This is a genomic window from Aurantiacibacter sp. MUD11 (genome assembly GCF_026967575.1).
Taxonomy (GTDB): Bacteria; Pseudomonadota; Alphaproteobacteria; order Sphingomonadales; family Sphingomonadaceae; genus Alteraurantiacibacter.
This window is the reverse complement of record NZ_CP114054.1, coordinates 1,629,932-1,645,193: the sequence shown is the minus strand read 5'-3', so window position 1 is coordinate 1,645,193 and position 15,262 is coordinate 1,629,932. Positions and strand designations below refer to the sequence as shown.

At 63.3% G+C, this 15,262-nt stretch carries 18 protein-coding genes; 10 read left to right on the top strand and 8 right to left on the bottom strand.

The features are described 5' to 3' along the window. The first annotated feature begins 27 nt into the window (after window positions 1-27). Together OZN62_RS08200 and nadB are read left to right on the top strand one after the other, a co-directional pair. Window positions 28-975 (top strand): ABC transporter ATP-binding protein, encoded by a 948-nt coding sequence (locus OZN62_RS08200; protein ID WP_269099083.1) that lies wholly within the window; start codon window positions 28-30, stop codon window positions 973-975. A 358-nt stretch (window positions 976-1,333) separates the two neighbouring features. Beyond that, window positions 1,334-2,926: an L-aspartate oxidase gene (nadB, locus tag OZN62_RS08195; RefSeq protein ID WP_269099081.1), complete on the top strand. Its 1,593-nt coding sequence runs from the start codon at window positions 1,334-1,336 to the stop codon at window positions 2,924-2,926. A gap of 27 nt (window positions 2,927-2,953) precedes the next feature. On the opposite strand, the gene OZN62_RS08190 is transcribed toward nadB, so the two are convergent. Next, a complete protein-coding gene (locus OZN62_RS08190) occupies window positions 2,954-3,436 on the bottom strand; it encodes a hypothetical protein (protein ID WP_269099079.1) in 483 nt (160 codons plus the stop codon). A gap of 228 nt (window positions 3,437-3,664) precedes the next feature. On the opposite strand from OZN62_RS08190, the gene OZN62_RS08185 reads away from it, so the two are divergent. Continuing rightward, entirely contained in the window at window positions 3,665-4,654 is a 990-nt protein-coding gene (locus tag OZN62_RS08185) for an acyltransferase family protein (protein WP_269099076.1), read from the top strand. On the opposite strand, the gene OZN62_RS08180 is transcribed toward OZN62_RS08185, so the two are convergent. Continuing rightward, the gene (locus OZN62_RS08180) at window positions 4,585-4,803 is read right to left on the bottom strand and encodes a hypothetical protein (RefSeq protein ID WP_269099074.1); all 219 of its coding nucleotides are present in this window, start codon (window positions 4,801-4,803) and stop codon (window positions 4,585-4,587) included. The genes OZN62_RS08185 and OZN62_RS08180 overlap by 70 nt on opposite strands. Before the next feature lie 573 nt (window positions 4,804-5,376). Here OZN62_RS08180 and OZN62_RS08175 point away from each other — a divergent pair. The 3 genes from OZN62_RS08175 to OZN62_RS08165 are packed head-to-tail and all read left to right on the top strand — an operon-like array spanning window position 5,377 to window position 7,957. Further along, complete coding sequence (locus tag OZN62_RS08175; protein WP_269099073.1) at window positions 5,377-7,440, top strand: ribonucleoside-diphosphate reductase subunit alpha; 2,064 nt, start codon at window positions 5,377-5,379, stop codon at window positions 7,438-7,440. Between the two features lie 35 nt (window positions 7,441-7,475). Continuing rightward, on the top strand, window positions 7,476-7,661 hold the full coding sequence (locus OZN62_RS08170) for a hypothetical protein (RefSeq protein ID WP_269099072.1): 186 nt from the start codon (window positions 7,476-7,478) through the stop codon (window positions 7,659-7,661). Between the two features lie 5 nt (window positions 7,662-7,666). Continuing rightward, window positions 7,667-7,957 (top strand): LPXTG cell wall anchor domain-containing protein, encoded by a 291-nt coding sequence (locus tag OZN62_RS08165; protein ID WP_269099071.1) that lies wholly within the window; start codon window positions 7,667-7,669, stop codon window positions 7,955-7,957. A 4-nt stretch (window positions 7,958-7,961) separates the two neighbouring features. Here the strand turns inward: OZN62_RS08165 and OZN62_RS08160 are convergent, their stop codons facing one another. The 5 genes from OZN62_RS08160 to OZN62_RS08140 all read right to left on the bottom strand — a co-directional run bounded on the left by OZN62_RS08160 (window position 7,962) and on the right by OZN62_RS08140 (window position 11,591). Further along, complete coding sequence (locus tag OZN62_RS08160; RefSeq protein ID WP_269099070.1) at window positions 7,962-8,501, bottom strand: hypothetical protein; 540 nt, start codon at window positions 8,499-8,501, stop codon at window positions 7,962-7,964. 3 nt (window positions 8,502-8,504) lie between these two features. Further along, window positions 8,505-9,440 carry a phosphatidate cytidylyltransferase gene (locus OZN62_RS08155; protein ID WP_269099069.1) on the bottom strand — a complete coding sequence of 312 codons (936 nt, stop codon included), beginning with the start codon at window positions 9,438-9,440 and terminating at the stop codon, window positions 8,505-8,507. After that, complete coding sequence (locus OZN62_RS08150) at window positions 9,437-10,051, bottom strand: lysophospholipid acyltransferase family protein (RefSeq protein ID WP_269099068.1); 615 nt, start codon at window positions 10,049-10,051, stop codon at window positions 9,437-9,439. The genes OZN62_RS08155 and OZN62_RS08150 overlap by 4 nt, the downstream gene beginning before the upstream one ends. Next, complete coding sequence (locus OZN62_RS08145) at window positions 10,048-10,671, bottom strand: CDP-alcohol phosphatidyltransferase family protein (RefSeq protein ID WP_269099067.1); 624 nt, start codon at window positions 10,669-10,671, stop codon at window positions 10,048-10,050. Before OZN62_RS08145 ends, OZN62_RS08150 begins: the two co-directional genes overlap by 4 nt. 62 nt (window positions 10,672-10,733) lie before the next feature. After that, window positions 10,734-11,591, bottom strand: coding sequence for an arylamine N-acetyltransferase family protein (locus OZN62_RS08140; protein ID WP_269099066.1), 858 nt, complete (start codon window positions 11,589-11,591; stop codon window positions 10,734-10,736). A 144-nt stretch (window positions 11,592-11,735) separates the two neighbouring features. On the opposite strand from OZN62_RS08140, the gene OZN62_RS08135 reads away from it, so the two are divergent. Both OZN62_RS08135 and OZN62_RS08130 read left to right on the top strand, forming a co-directional pair. Further along, complete coding sequence (locus OZN62_RS08135; protein WP_269099063.1) at window positions 11,736-12,131, top strand: PepSY domain-containing protein; 396 nt, start codon at window positions 11,736-11,738, stop codon at window positions 12,129-12,131. Between the two features lie 65 nt (window positions 12,132-12,196). Further along, window positions 12,197-12,499: a hypothetical protein gene (locus OZN62_RS08130; protein ID WP_269099061.1), complete on the top strand. Its 303-nt coding sequence runs from the start codon at window positions 12,197-12,199 to the stop codon at window positions 12,497-12,499. Window positions 12,500-12,506: 7 nt separating this feature from the next. Here OZN62_RS08130 and OZN62_RS08125 read toward each other — a convergent pair whose 3' ends face one another. Beyond that, a complete protein-coding gene (locus tag OZN62_RS08125; RefSeq protein ID WP_269099060.1) occupies window positions 12,507-12,656 on the bottom strand; it encodes a hypothetical protein in 150 nt (49 codons plus the stop codon). A 189-nt stretch (window positions 12,657-12,845) separates the two neighbouring features. On the opposite strand from OZN62_RS08125, the gene OZN62_RS08120 reads away from it, so the two are divergent. Further along, on the top strand, window positions 12,846-13,922 hold the full coding sequence (locus OZN62_RS08120) for a ribonucleotide-diphosphate reductase subunit beta (RefSeq protein ID WP_269099059.1): 1,077 nt from the start codon (window positions 12,846-12,848) through the stop codon (window positions 13,920-13,922). 197 nt (window positions 13,923-14,119) lie between these two features. Then, window positions 14,120-15,175, top strand: coding sequence for a hypothetical protein (locus OZN62_RS08115; protein ID WP_269099058.1), 1,056 nt, complete (start codon window positions 14,120-14,122; stop codon window positions 15,173-15,175). The last annotated feature ends 87 nt before the right edge of the window (window positions 15,176-15,262 follow it).

Below are 15,262 nucleotides of genomic sequence, written 5' to 3'. Positions count from 1 at the left end.
ACTGGAAAAGCCCCTAAGGGCACCTCCATGAGCGAAGCAGCGATCGAGATCCGCGACCTGGTGAAGGAATATGCGGGATCGAAGAAGTCCGATCCCAAGCTGGCGCTGAAAGGTGTCAGCTTCGACGTGCCGCAGGGCGAGGTGTTCGGCCTGCTCGGTCCCAATGGCGCGGGCAAGTCCACGCTGATCAACATCATGGCCGGACTGGTCAACAAGACCGGCGGCACGGTGAAGATCTGGGGCCACGACATCGACACCGACCATCGCAATGCGAAGCTGAACATCGGCATCGTCCCGCAGGAAATCGTCTTCGATCCCTTCTTCACCCCGTTCGAGGTGCTGGAGAACCAGGGCGGCTTTTACGGCATCACCAAGGCACTGCGGCGGTCGGAAGAGCTGCTGCGCGCCGTGCGGCTGGAGGACAAGCGCAATGCCTATGCCCGCACGCTGTCGGGCGGGATGAAGCGGCGCCTGCTGATCGCCAAGGCGATGGTCCATTCGCCGCCGATCCTGGTGCTGGACGAGCCGACCGCGGGCGTCGACGTGGAATTGCGCAAGCAGCTGTGGGAGCTGGTGGGCGAGCTGAACGCCGAGGGCGTCACCGTAGTGCTGACCACCCACTACCTCGAAGAGGCCGAAGAGCTGTGCGAGCGCATTGCCATCATCAACCACGGTGAACTCATCGCCAACAAGCCCACGCGCGAGCTGGTGGGCATGATGGGCGAGAAGATCGTCGCGGTGACGGTGGACAAGGACGTGACCCAGCTGCCCAGCGATCCGCGCTTCCACAAGTGCGAGACCGTGGGTGAGCGGGTGATCGAAATCACCTTCGACAAGGCGGAAATGACGGCTGGCCAAGTGCTGGCGCAGGTGCAGGCGCAGGGCTTCGCCATCGAGGACGTCTCGACTCGCGAGGCGGACCTGGAGGACGTGTTCGTCCAGCTCACCGGCGCGCCGGATCAGGCTCCGGCCTAGGCCCCGTCCAGCCGCTCGGGGTCCTGTCTCCAACGGCCACGACCGACACGAAATATGGGCTTTGCGCAATGCTCGCAGCGGCTCACAAATGCGCTACCGTCCCAATCCGCGCGGCGCCCGGTGGGCGCGTGTCGATTGAACAGGCAAAGTAAACGGCTCGACATCGACATTTCCCCTGTGCGGGCAATACTGTGACCTTGCCCGGTGCGATGTAAAGACAACCTCTGCCGATATTGTGTTTACATTGGCTTATAATTCATTGGTCGATTCGGCACCAAGCGTTTCTGCAATTGCCGGTGGCCGGATGCGCGAGCCGTAATGCTTGCGGGTCGACCCGTGACAGGGCAATGACCTCGCCATGACTGCTGCAGGCGACAATTACGACGTTCTCGTCATCGGTTCGGGCGCCGCGGGACTGACGGCGGCCCTGACGCTGGCAACCGACCTGCGGGTGCTGGTGCTGGCCAAAGGCAAGCTGACCAGCGGCTCCACCGCCTGGGCCCAGGGCGGGATCGCCGCAGTGCTGGATGCGGGCGACACCTTCGAAGACCACGTGCGCGACACCATGGTGGCCGGGGCCGGCCTGAACGACCGGGAGACGGTGGAATTCGTGATCGAGCGCGCGCCCGCCGCGATCGACCGGCTGTGCGAACTGGGCGTGCCCTTCAACCGCGAGGGGGAAGACCTGCACCTGACGCGCGAGGGCGGTCACTCGCATCGCCGTATCGTGCACGTGCACGATGCCACCGGCTGGGCGGTGCAGGCGGCGCTGCTCAAGGCGGCGGAGGAAAATCCCAACATCACCCTGTTGCCCGACCGCAGCTGCATCGACCTGATCACCGGCCGGCACGAGGAGAAATACTCAGGCTCGGGCCGGGTATGGGGCGCCTATGCGCTGGATACGACGACGGGCAAGGTGGAGGCCTACAAGGCAAAGGCCACCATCATGGCCGCGGGCGGCGCGGGCCGTGTCTACCAGTTCAGCACCGCCCCGCGCGGCGCGACGGGCGACGGCATCGCCATGGCCTGGCGGGCGGGCGCGCGCGTCTCCAACATGGAGATGATGCAGTTCCACCCGACCTGCCTCTACAATCTCGAGGTCAAGAACTTCCTGATCACCGAAGCCGTGCGCGGCGAGGGTGGGCGGCTGTTCCACCCGGAAACCGGCCACCGCTTCATGGAAGACTACGATCCCGAGCGCATGGAACTGGCCCCGCGCGACGTGGTCGCCCGCGCGATCGACGACCAGATCAAGCGCTACGGCCTCGACTATGTCCATCTCGACATCAGCCACATGCCGGCCGACTTCGTGACCGGGCATTTCCCGACCATCCACGAGAAGCTTATGGGGCTGGGCATCGACATGACCAAGGGGCCGATCCCGGTCGTCCCCGCGCAGCATTACACCTGCGGCGGCATCGTGATCGACCTCAACGGTCGCACCGACCTACCCGGCCTTTATGCCGCGGGCGAATGCACCGAAAGCGGATTGCACGGCGCCAATCGCCTCGCCTCCAATTCGCTGCTCGAATGCTTCGTTTTCGGCGAAGCGGCGGCGCGCGACATCCTTGAGCATTGGGACAGCTTCGTCGACCCGCCCGCCATCCGGGAGTGGGACGAAAGCCGCGTGACCGATTCCGACGAAGAGGTCATCATCAAGCAGAACTGGACCGAGATCCGCCGGTTCATGTGGAACTATGTCGGCATCGTGCGCACCACCAAGCGGCTGGAGCGCGCAGCGCACCGCATCTCGCTGCTGGCGAGCGAGATCGACGACTATTACGGTCACTTCCGCGTGACCACCGACCTCATCGAACTGCGCAACCTGCACCAGTGTGCGCACCTGATCGTGCAGAGCGCGCTGAAGCGCCACGAAAGCCGCGGCCTGCACTACACGCTCGACTATCCCGAAACCGATGACGTTGCGTGCGACACCGTGCTGGTGCCGTAGCGCCGTCCAAAGCGCTACACGGACGTCTCACCCACCCGTCGAAGCGAACCAGGCGCTCATCGCTTCGGCCAGCTCGGGCGAGTAATACAGGAACTCGGCCGGCTCGGTGCGCCAGGCGGTATTGGCATCGGCAAAGGCGACGAACATTTCGCTCTCTGCCGTCGGCTCGCCATAGGCGGCGCGCATGGCTTCGATGGCGCTGTCCTCCTCCTCGCTGTCGACCATGATCCACAGCATCTGCAGGCGATCGTCGCCAATCACGAACTCGGCCCAGCGTGGGGCACCAAAGTGCTCCAGCCCGTCGCAATCGATCTGCACCTGCTGCTCGGTATCAGGCAGGAAGGGAGTATCGATGTCGCGCACGGTCAGGCCGTTGGCGCACTTGCCTTCCAGCGCGGCTTCAATGGCAGCTGCCGAGCCACCCCACTCGACAAGGTCGGGCAGGGCCACGTCCTGCGCCACGGCAGGCGTGCTGATGGCAAGTGCGAGAGTGGAAATGGTGTAGCGCATGGCGGCGGGTTCCCTGGTTGCCGGAAAGACTATCGCCGGTGTTCTAGCCGGGCGGCAGTGTCAGGGGGTGTGGTATTCGACTAATCCACTAAATCACCGGTCGAGCGTATGGTGTTGCCCCGCAGCGGCTGGAAGAGGGTAAGTTTGCGGTTAACCGCACTTGTTTGTCGTGTTGCTTAGCGTTGCTTGCTCAGCCGCTATTGAACCGCGGCTGCGCATGGTGCGGCCATGGATCAACGTCTTCTTGGCCTTGATGCCCTGCGCGGACTCGCCGCCATCGTCGTCGTGCTGTTCCACCTGGGACTGCCGATCCACGGCGCGCACCTCGCGGTGGACTTCTTCTTCATGCTGTCGGGCTTCGTCATGGCGCGGACCTACGAGTCGCGGCTGCGTGACGGTTCGCTGGGTGGCTGGCGCTTCTTCGCGAAGCGATACCAACGGCTGTGGGGCTGGATGGCGCTGGGCACCTCTCTCGGATTGCTGGCGGCGCTGGGACGCTACGGCTTTTCGGGCGAGCTGGGCCTTGCCTATGTGCTGATGCTGGCCATGCTGCCGGCATTCAATGTCGCTGCCGCGCCATACCTGCTCAACCTGCCGCTGTGGTCGATCGTCTACGAACTGGTCGCCAATGCCGTTCACGGGCTGGGGCTGGCACGACTGGGCAAGCGCGGGCTGCTGCTGGTCGCGGTCCTCTGCGCGCTGGGCCTGGGCTGGGCGATTGCCCTTGCCGGTTTCCCGCGCGGCGGCTTTGCCGAGTATCACTGGCTGGTGCTGCTGCGCGTCGGCACGGCCTATACGCTGGGCATCCTGATCTATCGTCTCTGGGGCGATTCGCCGCCGGTGCGCGTACCCTTCGCCGCCGCCTTCCTGGCGCTTCCCGCCTATGTCCTCGCCGTGTGGATATGGCCGTGGGAGTGGGCCCCGCTCGCCTTCATCCTGCTGCTTGCCCCGCTGATGATGTTCGGCGGCATGGCAGCGCGTTTCGATTCGGCGAAGGTGCAGGAGGCTGCCACCATGCTGGGTGCGATCTCCTTCCCGCTCTACGCGGTGCACTTTCCCGCCATCCAGCTGTTGCAGCTGTCATGGGGTCCGGCGGCGCTGGCGGGAATTGGCCTGGCGGTGTGGCTGTGGCAGCGGCGCGTGCTGCCTCACTCCATCATCAGGATGATGGCGAAGGCCAGGCCGGTGCCGGCGAGGAACAGCGTCCAGCTCCAGTAGAGCCGGAAGTCGAGGCCCAGTTCCGCCACGGTCACGTCGAAGGGGAACACCGAAAGCATCCCGCCCGACGATCCGCCGGACCCGATGAACAGCGCGATGACCAGCGTCAGGAAGATCCCGAAAGGCAGCGCCTTGAACATTGCGACCATGATGTACCTCTTGGCGTTCGCGTTTTTCCAATCATGCCATATGCACGGCCCGAGCGCCATCGGCAGACCCGGGTCGCGATGACACGCTGATGCAATATTGCGCGTTACGATTCGATTGATTCGCCATGTCGCGCTTGCACAGCTTTTTTTCCGCAGATTGATTTTGCCTCTTGCGCACCCCGCAAGCCGAGGAAACTCCACGCGTCGCGCCGTATTGTTCGGGCGATACACCTGCCGATCGCGTTCATGACGGCATTGATTCCATCTTAACCCTCTTGCGTGCGAGTCGTTGCTGATTCACAAGGGGTGGTGGTCGACCTGCCGGGGGGACCTACTAGACCTAGATTTCGAGCCTTCGCACCCTACCTTGTGCGCACAGGCGAGGAGTCGCTCTTGTGGACACCCCGGTGGAGCGATTGTGGGCAGGCGGGGATAAGTAATTTCCCGCCGATGCATGTGCTCCGCTAGACTGGCAGCTTGCCGGTTTCGAGTCGAACACATGTGGAACATGTGAGGGGCATACGGCTTTGGATCACGGCCGCAGCCCGCAGCAACGACGGGGATTGAGGCCAGATGGAATTTCGCAACACGGACGAGGCGGCAATGGGGCTGGACGAGAATACTGCAGGCGAGAGCGAAACGAAGGCAGCGCCTGCCAAGGGCCGCGCGAATTCCGCTGCAGCGAAAGATACGGGCGCAAAGGCAATGGATATGGAAAAGAAGGACGCCGGCAGCGAAGCGCTGGTGAATGACGCGGCCGAAACCGCGGCGACCGAGGCGCTGGCCGCTGCCGCCAAGGCTGCCGCGGCCAAGGACGATTCCAAGAAGGTCAATCCGCGCCGCTTCGACATCAAGACGGACCCCGCGCGCGACGCCAACCTGACAGAATTCGGCAAGGCAACGCTGACCGACCGTTACCTGCTGCCCAACGAAAGCTACCAGGACCTGTTCGCCCGCGTCGCCGATGCCTACGCCGACGACGAGGAGCACGCGCAGCGCCTCTACGACTACATCTCGAACCTGTGGTTCATGCCGGCAACGCCGGTGCTGTCGAACGGCGGCACCAACCGCGGCCTGCCGATTTCCTGCTACCTCAACTCCGTGTCGGACAGCCTCGACGGCATCGTCGGCACCTGGAACGAGAACGTCTGGCTGGCCTCCAAGGGCGGCGGCATCGGCACCTACTGGGGCAATGTCCGCGGCATCGGCGAGCCGGTGGGCCTGAACGGCAAGACCAGCGGCATCATCCCCTTCGTGCGCGTGATGGACAGCCTGACGCTGGCGATCTCGCAAGGCTCGCTGCGCCGTGGCTCGGCCGCCTGCTACATCGACATCCACCACCCGGAGATCGAGGAGTTCCTCGAAATCCGCAAGCCTTCGGGCGACTTCAACCGCAAGGCGCTGAACCTGCACCACGGCGTGCTGCTGACCGACGAATTCATGGAAGCGGTGCGCGCCGGCGAGAAGTTCCAGCTGAAGTCCCCCAAGGACGGCAGCGTACGCGGCGAAGTCGATGCCCGCAGCCTGTTCCAGAAACTGGTCGAGACCCGCCTCGCCACGGGCGAGCCCTACATCGTGTTCTCCGACACGGTGAACCGCATGATGCCCAAGCATCACCGCGATCTGGGCCTGAAGGTTTCCACCTCGAACCTGTGCAGCGAGATCACCCTGCCGACCGGTGTCGACCACCTCGGCAACGATCGCACGGCGGTGTGCTGCCTGTCCTCGCTCAACCTCGAAAAGTGGGATGAGTGGAACGGCGACAAGCAGTTCATCGAGGACGTCATGCGCTTCCTCGACAACGTGCTGCAGGACTATATCGACCGTGCCCCCGAAGAGATGGCACGCGCCAAGTACTCGGCCATGCGCGAACGCTCCGTCGGCATGGGCGTAATGGGCTTCCACTCCTTCCTGCAGTCCAAGGGCATCGGCTTCGAAAGCCCGATGGCGAAGGTGTGGAACCTGAAGATGTTCAAGCACATCAACGCCAAGGCGAACGAGGCCAGCATGATGCTGGCCAAGGAACGCGGGCCGTGCCCGGACGCCGAGGAAATGGGGGCGATGGAACGCTTCAGCTGCAAGATGGCAATCGCGCCGACCGCGTCGATCTCCATCATCTGCGGCGGCACCAGCGCCTGCATCGAGCCGATCCCGGCGAACATCTACACCCACAAGACGCTGTCCGGCAGCTTCGTGGTGAAGAACCCCTATCTGGAAAAGATCCTCGACAAGAAGAGCAAGAACTCCACCGCGGTGTGGAACTCGATCCTGGAGAAGGGCGGCAGTGTCCAGCACCTCGACTTCCTCAATGACGATGAAAAGGCCGCGTTCAAGACCAGCTTCGAAATCGACCAGCGCTGGCTGCTCGAATTCGCCGCCGACCGCGCGCCCTTCATCGACCAGGCACAGTCGCTGAACCTGTTCATCCCGGCCGACGTCGACAAGTGGGACCTGATGATGCTGCACTTCCAGGCCTGGGAGAAGGGCATCAAGTCGCTCTACTACCTGCGCTCGAAGAGCGTGCAGCGCGCCGGTTTCGCTGGCGGAGTGGAAGCGGACAACACCTCCGATGCCGCCAAGTACGAGCTGAACGCGGGCGAAAGCACCGACTACGACGAGTGCCTGGCCTGCCAGTAAGGCGCGGGCCGGCACCGGCCGCTTAGGATCAGGCGATGGACGAACGCACGCTCACGATCAGCATTGTGGTGGTCGGGGCGGTGCTCGCCATCGCCAATGTCTGGCGCGGGGCCATGCTGACCAAGGCGGGCGACAAGCAACGCGCCAGCAAACACATGATGCTTGGTGCGGCCATGCTTATGCTAATGGTGGTGGCCCTACTGATGCAGCAACAGGGATGATGACCATGCAGCGCGCCAGAACACTCCTCGTCGCCGTCGGGCTGGCCCTTTTCCTTTCCGCTTGCGCCAACCAGATCGACGCGGGCGTTTCCGCCGGGCCGGACGTGCCCGGCTTCTGGTGGGGCCTGTGGCACGGCTTCGTCTTCCCCTGGGCCTGGATCGGCTCGTTGTTCGACAGCGACATCGCCGTCTACGCCGTGCCCAACACTGGCGGCTGGTACGATTTCGGGTTCTTCCTGGGCGTGACCGTGCTGGGCGGCGGTAGCTTCTTCGGATCGAAGAAGCGCAAGGGTTGACGCGCTACCAGCCCATCGCGGTGAAATAGGCCGCGTAGAACAGTACCCATGCCGCCACGAAGGCGATCCAGAAATTGCGTTCTCCCAGCCGCGCGCGTAGCCTGGGGCCGAGCCAGCCACCTGCCACGGCGACCAGCATGAAGCGCGGCAGCCGCGCAACCACGCTTAGCAGAATGAAACCGATCAGGCCGTAGCTGCCGGCGTACCCGGCCGCCGCGGCGTAGAGCTTGTAGGGCGTGCCGCCGAAGCTGCCGGTCAGCATGGCAAGGAAGCCGTTCTCCGCCCAATCGGCGCGGGTCTGCGCCACCAGTTCTGCGTCGATACCGGGCAAGGCGATTGCAAATGCGTCGAACCCGCGCGGGTCGAAGCCGCCCCAAAGCCAGACCACAAGGCCACCTAGCGCCGCGCTCAGTGCGCCGATCCATGCGGCCATGATCCCGGCATGCACCCCGCGTTTCGCCGCCAGCGCCATGATCGGAACGTCGGCGACGATGAAGAACACCGTGGCCTCGGCAAGGGCCCAGAGCGCGACGAGCAGGAACATCGCCTAAAGCGCGAAGAAGAAGGCCGTGGCGTGGAAGAACACCGGTGCAGCGAAGCTGACCGAATCCATCCGGTCCAGCGCGCCGCCGTGCCCTTCGATCATCGTGCCCCAGTCCTTCGCGCCGAGCGAGCGCTTGACCGCCGACAGCACCAGTCCGCCGACGAAACCCGCAATCACGATCATCAGCGCCATCAGTCCGGCCTCCAGCGGGGAGAAGGGGGTGATCCACCACAGGGCGGCGCCGATAGCCGAAGCGCTCAACCCGCCGCCGATCAGGCCTTCCCAAGTCTTCGCCGGGCTGACACGCGGGGCGACCTTGTGCTTTCCGAACAGCTTGCCGAACACGTACTGCAGCACGTCCGAAATCTGCACCACGGTGATGAGGAAGAACAGCAGCAGGAACTTCTCCTCGTAACCCGGAATGTCGAGGATCAGCAGCGCGGGTGCGTGGCTGATGCAGAACACGGTCAGCATCAGCGCCCACTGGATGCGCGCAGTGCGCTGGAGGAAATCCAAGGTCTCCCCGCGCAGCACGGCGATCACCGGCAGCAGCAGGAAGGCCCAGACCGGGATGAGGATCGTGAGCATCGTCGTCCAGCCGGCGGCCACCACCCAGTATTGCAGCGGGATGAAGAGGTAGAAGGCCGCAACGGTGGCGCTGTGATCCTCCGGACGCGTGGGCGTGATGGAGAGGAATTCGCGCAGGCAATAGAAGCTCACCAGCGCGAACAGCACGATGGTGACCATGGTGCCGAAAGCGAAGGCCACGGCGAAGACCGCGACCATCAGCCACCAGGCCTTCACCCGCGCGTTGAGGTTGTCGACCGTGGCGCGTCCCGCGTGGCTCTTCACCTTCAGCGACAGCACCCAGCCCACCAGCGAGGCGAACAGCAGCAGCGCACCGACGCCGCCGAACAGGGTAATCATGGTCTGGCTCATGCGGGTACTCCGTCAGCCATGGCGACCACTGCCGCGCGCGTGCGCTCGAGAAAGTCGGCCTTGTCCTCTGCCTGGTCGAACGCCACTGGCTCGCCGAAATTGGCGACGCAGCTGATCGGGGCCGGGATCCACGCCCCCTTGGGATAGGCGCGGGCGAGGTTGGCAAGGTAGACTGGCACCAGCTCGGCCTGCGGAAAGTCGCGCGCCAGGTGGTGGATGCCCGCCTTGAAGTCGCTTGGCAGCGCATCGTTGCGGCGGGTGCCCTCGGGGAAGATGATCAGCGATTCCCCGCGTTCCAGCACTTCGCGCAAGGGCGCGAGCGGGTCGCGGCTGCGCCCCCGCTCCACCAGCACGGCGTTGAGCACGCGCTTGGCGATGAAGCGGGTGAGGGCGTTCTTGCCCCAATAGTCCGCCGCCGCCACCGGATGCGTCGTGCGGCGCAAGGTCTCGGGCAGGGCGGCGCAAAGGATGATCGTGTCGAGATGGCTGGCGTGGTTGGCGAAATAGATACGCTGGCGCTGGTCCGGGCCGCAGCCGCGCCAGCGGGCATGGCCGCCGACGAGAAACCGCGTCAGGGCGAACAGCACTTCGCGAACGAGGGTGGCGATCATGCGCCCTTCGCCTGCAGCTGGCGGGCGATGGCCCAGGTGCGGGTGAGGCAGGTCAGCGCCGATCCGACGGCGATGAAGACCAGCGCGATCTCCACGGCCCGGGGCATGTCGAGCGCGAAGGCCACGACCGCGCCCAGCGTCAGCACGAACATGCGGTGCTGCTTGGCCATCGGTCCGCTGAAGTCCTGGTCGAAGCCCAGCGCCCCGCCGGTGGCGCGGACATAGGCGGTGCCGAAGGCGAGGATCGTCGCGCCGTAGCCAAGCTCGGGGATGCCGCAGGCATAGCCCGCCGCGACCAGCAGCAGGGCATCCTCGATCCGGTCGGGCACCTCATTGAACAGCGGCCCCGTGGCGCTCTTCTTGCCGCCTTCGACAGCGACCAGACCGTCGAGCATGTTGGCGAGCAGGCGCAGCTGGATGCCGGCCGCCGCGCCCAGCCAGTAGTGCGGGTTTTCGGGTGCCAGCATGAAGGCGGCCGCGCCAAGGGCGGCAAACAGCACGCCGATGGTGGAGATCGCGTTGGGCGTCAGCCCCATGCTGCCCAAGGCCTTGGCCAACGCCTGCGCCCAGCCGGCCTGACGGGTCTTCAACACCCGCCGGTTGCGCATCGGATCTTCCATTGTCCCTCCCCAAGAATTGGCGAGGAATAGATTAGTCCGGGAAGGCTGGCCAGCGGGTTAGGTCATTCAGCGAAAAGGGCGAGGCGGGTCACTTCCTCGCCCCGCAAGGCGATGCCGAACTCGCGCGCCAGCACGTCCTGATAGGCGGCCGCGTGATCGATGGTGGCTTGCTGCTTGTCCTGTCCGGCGCGCCAGCTGGTCAGCTCGCGACCGACCAGGCGGGTGAAGCCGTCGGGCAGGCATTTGCTGGCGACCACCACATTGGTGAAACGGCTGGTGTCATGCGTAGCGGCCCAGTGGTTGCCCAGCGCCATGTCGGCCTGTGCCACCTGCGCCAGGTCGAAGGCGAACTGCGCTTCCCACCTGTCCGCGCTGCGGGCACGGCCGTCGGTGGAGTGGATCGGGCCCTGGCGTTCCAGCAGCCAGGCGCCGGGCAGGTCGCCTTGCTCGCCGATACGGGTGAGGCGGTGGCGCGCGCCGTCGCCGGACCGGGCTTCCTCGCCATCGCGCAGGCGCATGGGCGGGGCATAGGCGCCGCCGAAGCCGGCGTCGGCGATCCACTCTTCGCCCTCGATCGTCACCAGCACCAGGCAGTGCGTGCGCGGCGTATGGTCGGGCGGATCGCCCAGCAGCACGCGCGCCAGCAGCAGGCGATTGGTGAAGCCGAGGTCGGCCAGCATGTCGGCGAACAGGCGGTTCTGCTCGAAACAGTATCCGCCGCGCCGCGCTGTCACCAGCTTGGCGAAGACGCGGGTGCCATCGCAATGGATCGTGCGGTCGAGCGGGATGTCGAGGTTCTCGAACGGGATATGCTGGCGATGCGCAGCCTGCACCTGCTCCAGCCCTGCGGCATTGGCGGCGGGAGGTTTGTCCAGTCCGATGCGGGCGAGATAGTCGGAAAGCTGGGGCGATAGGGCCATGCGCCGGCCATGCCGCAGGCGGCGCCCTGGTGCAATCAGCGCTTCTACCAGTGCCGCGCGCTGCAATTTGCCACTTGCCAGCGCGTGCGCAATCAGCCACTCCAACTTGCAAATGATTTGCAACAGCAATTGAGGGATGAGTTCATGCGCAAGTGGCACCGCTGGCTGTCGGTCTTTTTCGGGGTCGTGCTGATCTGGGTGACGGTGACGGGCGTGCTGCACTATGTCGCCGTCTGGTGGCCGGTCGATCCGCCAAGCGCAGAGGCAGCCGCGGCGATGGAGCCGCCCGCCGGCTTCGTCTGCCCCGAAGGCTGGCGCTGCACCCCGCCGCGCGCGGAAACCGGCTTCTGGCTGCGCGACAACCTGGGCCTGATCCATCACCTGCACGGCGGCATGGAAGGCGGCATCTGGGGCGAGATCATCGTCATGCTGTCGGGCCTCGCCCTGTTGTTCTTCTGCATTTCCGGCATGTGGATGTATGTGCAGCTGTATGCTGCGCGCAAGACGAAGGGGCTGAAAAACAAGCTTTTTTGGAAGTAGGCCGCAGTCCGCTTTTCTTGCCCTGGTGAGGCCCTGTTAACCAATTGCGGGTTATAGGCCGTCCCATGGTAAGTCACGGATCGAAACGCTTTCCGACGCATCACGGCTATGGCGAGGTGAAAGTCTCGCGATACGTCGTGCTGTATGTCGCGCAGATCGCCTGGCTGGGACTGGGGTTCTACCTCTATTCCGGGGCCTACTGGCCGTCGACCTGCACGCCGGAAAACCTGCTCGACATCTATGCCTGTTCGATGCGCCTGCCCGAGAACGGCGGCTGGCGCGAGGCATCGCTGCTAACGTGGCTGTGGGCGACGCCGATCCTCGTCGCGCTGGAACTGTCGCGTCGCTTCGCCCGGTCCCCGGACTGAGCGCGAATTACTCGGCCTGCACCTGCGGGTGGGGCTGCTCTCCGAACTGCTGCGGCTGGGGCATGGCGTCACCATGCATCTGCGCCAGGATGATCGCCTCGTCCTGGACGTAGTGCCTGCAGGCACGCGCCGGATGCTCTTTACGCTGCCGTGCCATCAGCACCTCCTTGCAGCTTCAATGACGTCTTATACCACATCCCCGGCGAATCCGCCATTCCGGGCGAGTCGCGGCTTCGGCGGGCCATCCGGTCCACCATTTATCCCCGACCGAAAGTCCAGCCTTGCTATCGAATCACCGCTGTGATTCCCTATATGGAAGGTTCGCGTCAAACACCGGAGGTACCAGATGTCGTTGCTCGAAGCCCGCAAGACCTACAAGCCCTTTGAATACCCGTGGGCCTATGAGTTCTGGAAGCGGCAGCAGCAGATTCACTGGATGCCGGAGGAAGTTCCGCTGGGCGAGGACTGCCGCGACTGGGCGCAGACGCTGACCGATCACGAGCGCAACCTGCTCACGCAGATCTTCCGCTTCTTCACCCAGGCCGACGTGGAAGTGCAGGATTGCTACCACGAGAAGTACGGCCGCGTGTTCAAGCCGACCGAGATCAAGATGATGCTGGCCGCCTTCTCCAACATGGAGACGGTGCACATCGCCGCCTATTCGCACCTGCTCGACACCATCGGCATGCCCGAAAGCGAATACGGCATGTTCCTCGAATACGAGGAGATGAAGGCCAAGCACGATTACCTGCAGGAATTCGGCGTCGACAACGACGAGGACATCGCCCGCACGCTGGCCATGTTCGGCGGCTTCACCGAGGGCCTGCAGCTGTTCGCCAGCTTCGCCATGCTGATGAACTTCCCGCGCTTCAACAAGATGAAGGGCATGGGCCAGATCGTCTCGTGGTCTGTGCGCGACGAATCGCTGCACTGCGAAGGCATCACCCGCCTGTTCCACGCATTCTGCAAGGAGCGCGACTGCCTCACCAAGTCGGTGAAGGAAGACATCATGGACATGTGCCAGAAGACGGTGCGGCTGGAAGACGCCTTCATCGATCTCGCCTTCGAGCAGGGCCCCGTGCCCGGCATGACGGCGAAGGAGATCAAGAAGTACATCCGCTACATCGCCGACTGGCGCCTGGGCCAGCTGGGCCTGCCGACGATCTACATGATCGACGACCACCCGCTGCCCTGGCTCGCCCCGCTGCTGAACGGCGTGGAGCATGCCAACTTCTTCGAAACCCGCGCCACCGAGTATTCCAAGGGCGCGACCAAGGGCAACTGGCAGGACGTCTGGTCCAGCTTCGACAAGCGCCAGAAGGCCAAGGCCGCGAACGAGGAAGAAGCCGTGGACGACGGCCCGGACATGTTCGGCGAGGTTGCGCCGAAGGGCGACACTCCGGGGTCTGTGGCGGCCGAGTAGTTCGCGGCCAAGCCATTGACAATCTGAGAAAAGAGCTGGAGGGTCGGGGCCGTCAATGATGGCGATGTCCCCGCCTCTTCGGCTATATCCGGATTAATCGCGGTAATGATGCGGGGAGTGTCGCAGCGGAGCAGGGGCAAAGACGGTAAATGCGAGCGGAGACTGCACTCGAAATCGCAAATGACATATTTTGGGATATGGACAGCGAGCTTATCCCAAACAAGCTCGATAAGCTTGTGACCGCCCTTCAACAGAATGCGGAGGCAACTAACGAATCCACTCAGCTCAGAGTCGCAGAACTTCGCGATGGACTATTTGAGTCGTTGGACCGCTCGCGTTTCAATAATTATCCCCCAAGTCTAGATGCCATCTTGGAAGAGATGGGTGTCAAGGCCTGGCTTGGTCAAAATCTCCGGCGCAAGCTTGAGGCTGCCTTTGTGGGGAACGAAGTTACCCCAGCGGCCGTCAAAGCCAAAGTCGCTGAAATACGAGATACCGTGAAGCGAATCTGGGCCGATGCCGAGCAGTTAGGTATCTCTGCAGCACGATTTAATATCGAGCGGGACAAGAACGCCTTCAACGAATACGATTTTGCCATCATTATTCCGAGATCATTTGTTAGCAACGAACTTGATGACTTTGGTGCAGAACTAAAGAGGCTCGACAGAATATTTTCAGTATTCAATGAGATTGCGACCGGATCACGCGAAGACTTTAAGATAAAATCGATTTCGTCGACGGACTTCTCAATCATTCTCGAATCTGCGCCCGCTACTGCATTAGTCATCGCGACAGCGCTAGAACGGTTAGCGGCGTTCTACGAGCGAGTGCTCAACATAATCGTCCTCCAGCGGCAGGTCCTCGGTGAAGACCGCATGCCTGAAGCCGTAAAGAAAGGATTTGAGGAACACGTCGAAAGTGAAAAGCAAATTGGCATCCAAGAGATTGTCGAGGAGCTTGAGAAAGAGTTCTTCAATAAGAAAAATGAAGGGCGCCGAAACGAACTTAGGAACGAGTTGAGAGCCAATCTCACCGAAATCGCGCGAAGGTTTGACAGCGGATTCCTTTTCGATGTTCGTGGCGGAGAACCCGAAGAATCTGATCCTGAAGATGAAAATGCCAAAAAGCCCAAGGCCATTGACCTGAAGCGGTACGAACGAATTAAGGCCGCAAGAGAGAGAATTAGACTTTTTAAGGGGCAGTCCAGACCCGCATTGCAGTTGACCAAGCCAGAAGATGAGGGCTCCGACTGAGAGTTTACCACACCAACTCGCCTTCAAGTGCCCGCATCCGGCGCTCACCCTCATTGGGACAGCGCTGGTTTGCTCGCCCGCAGGATA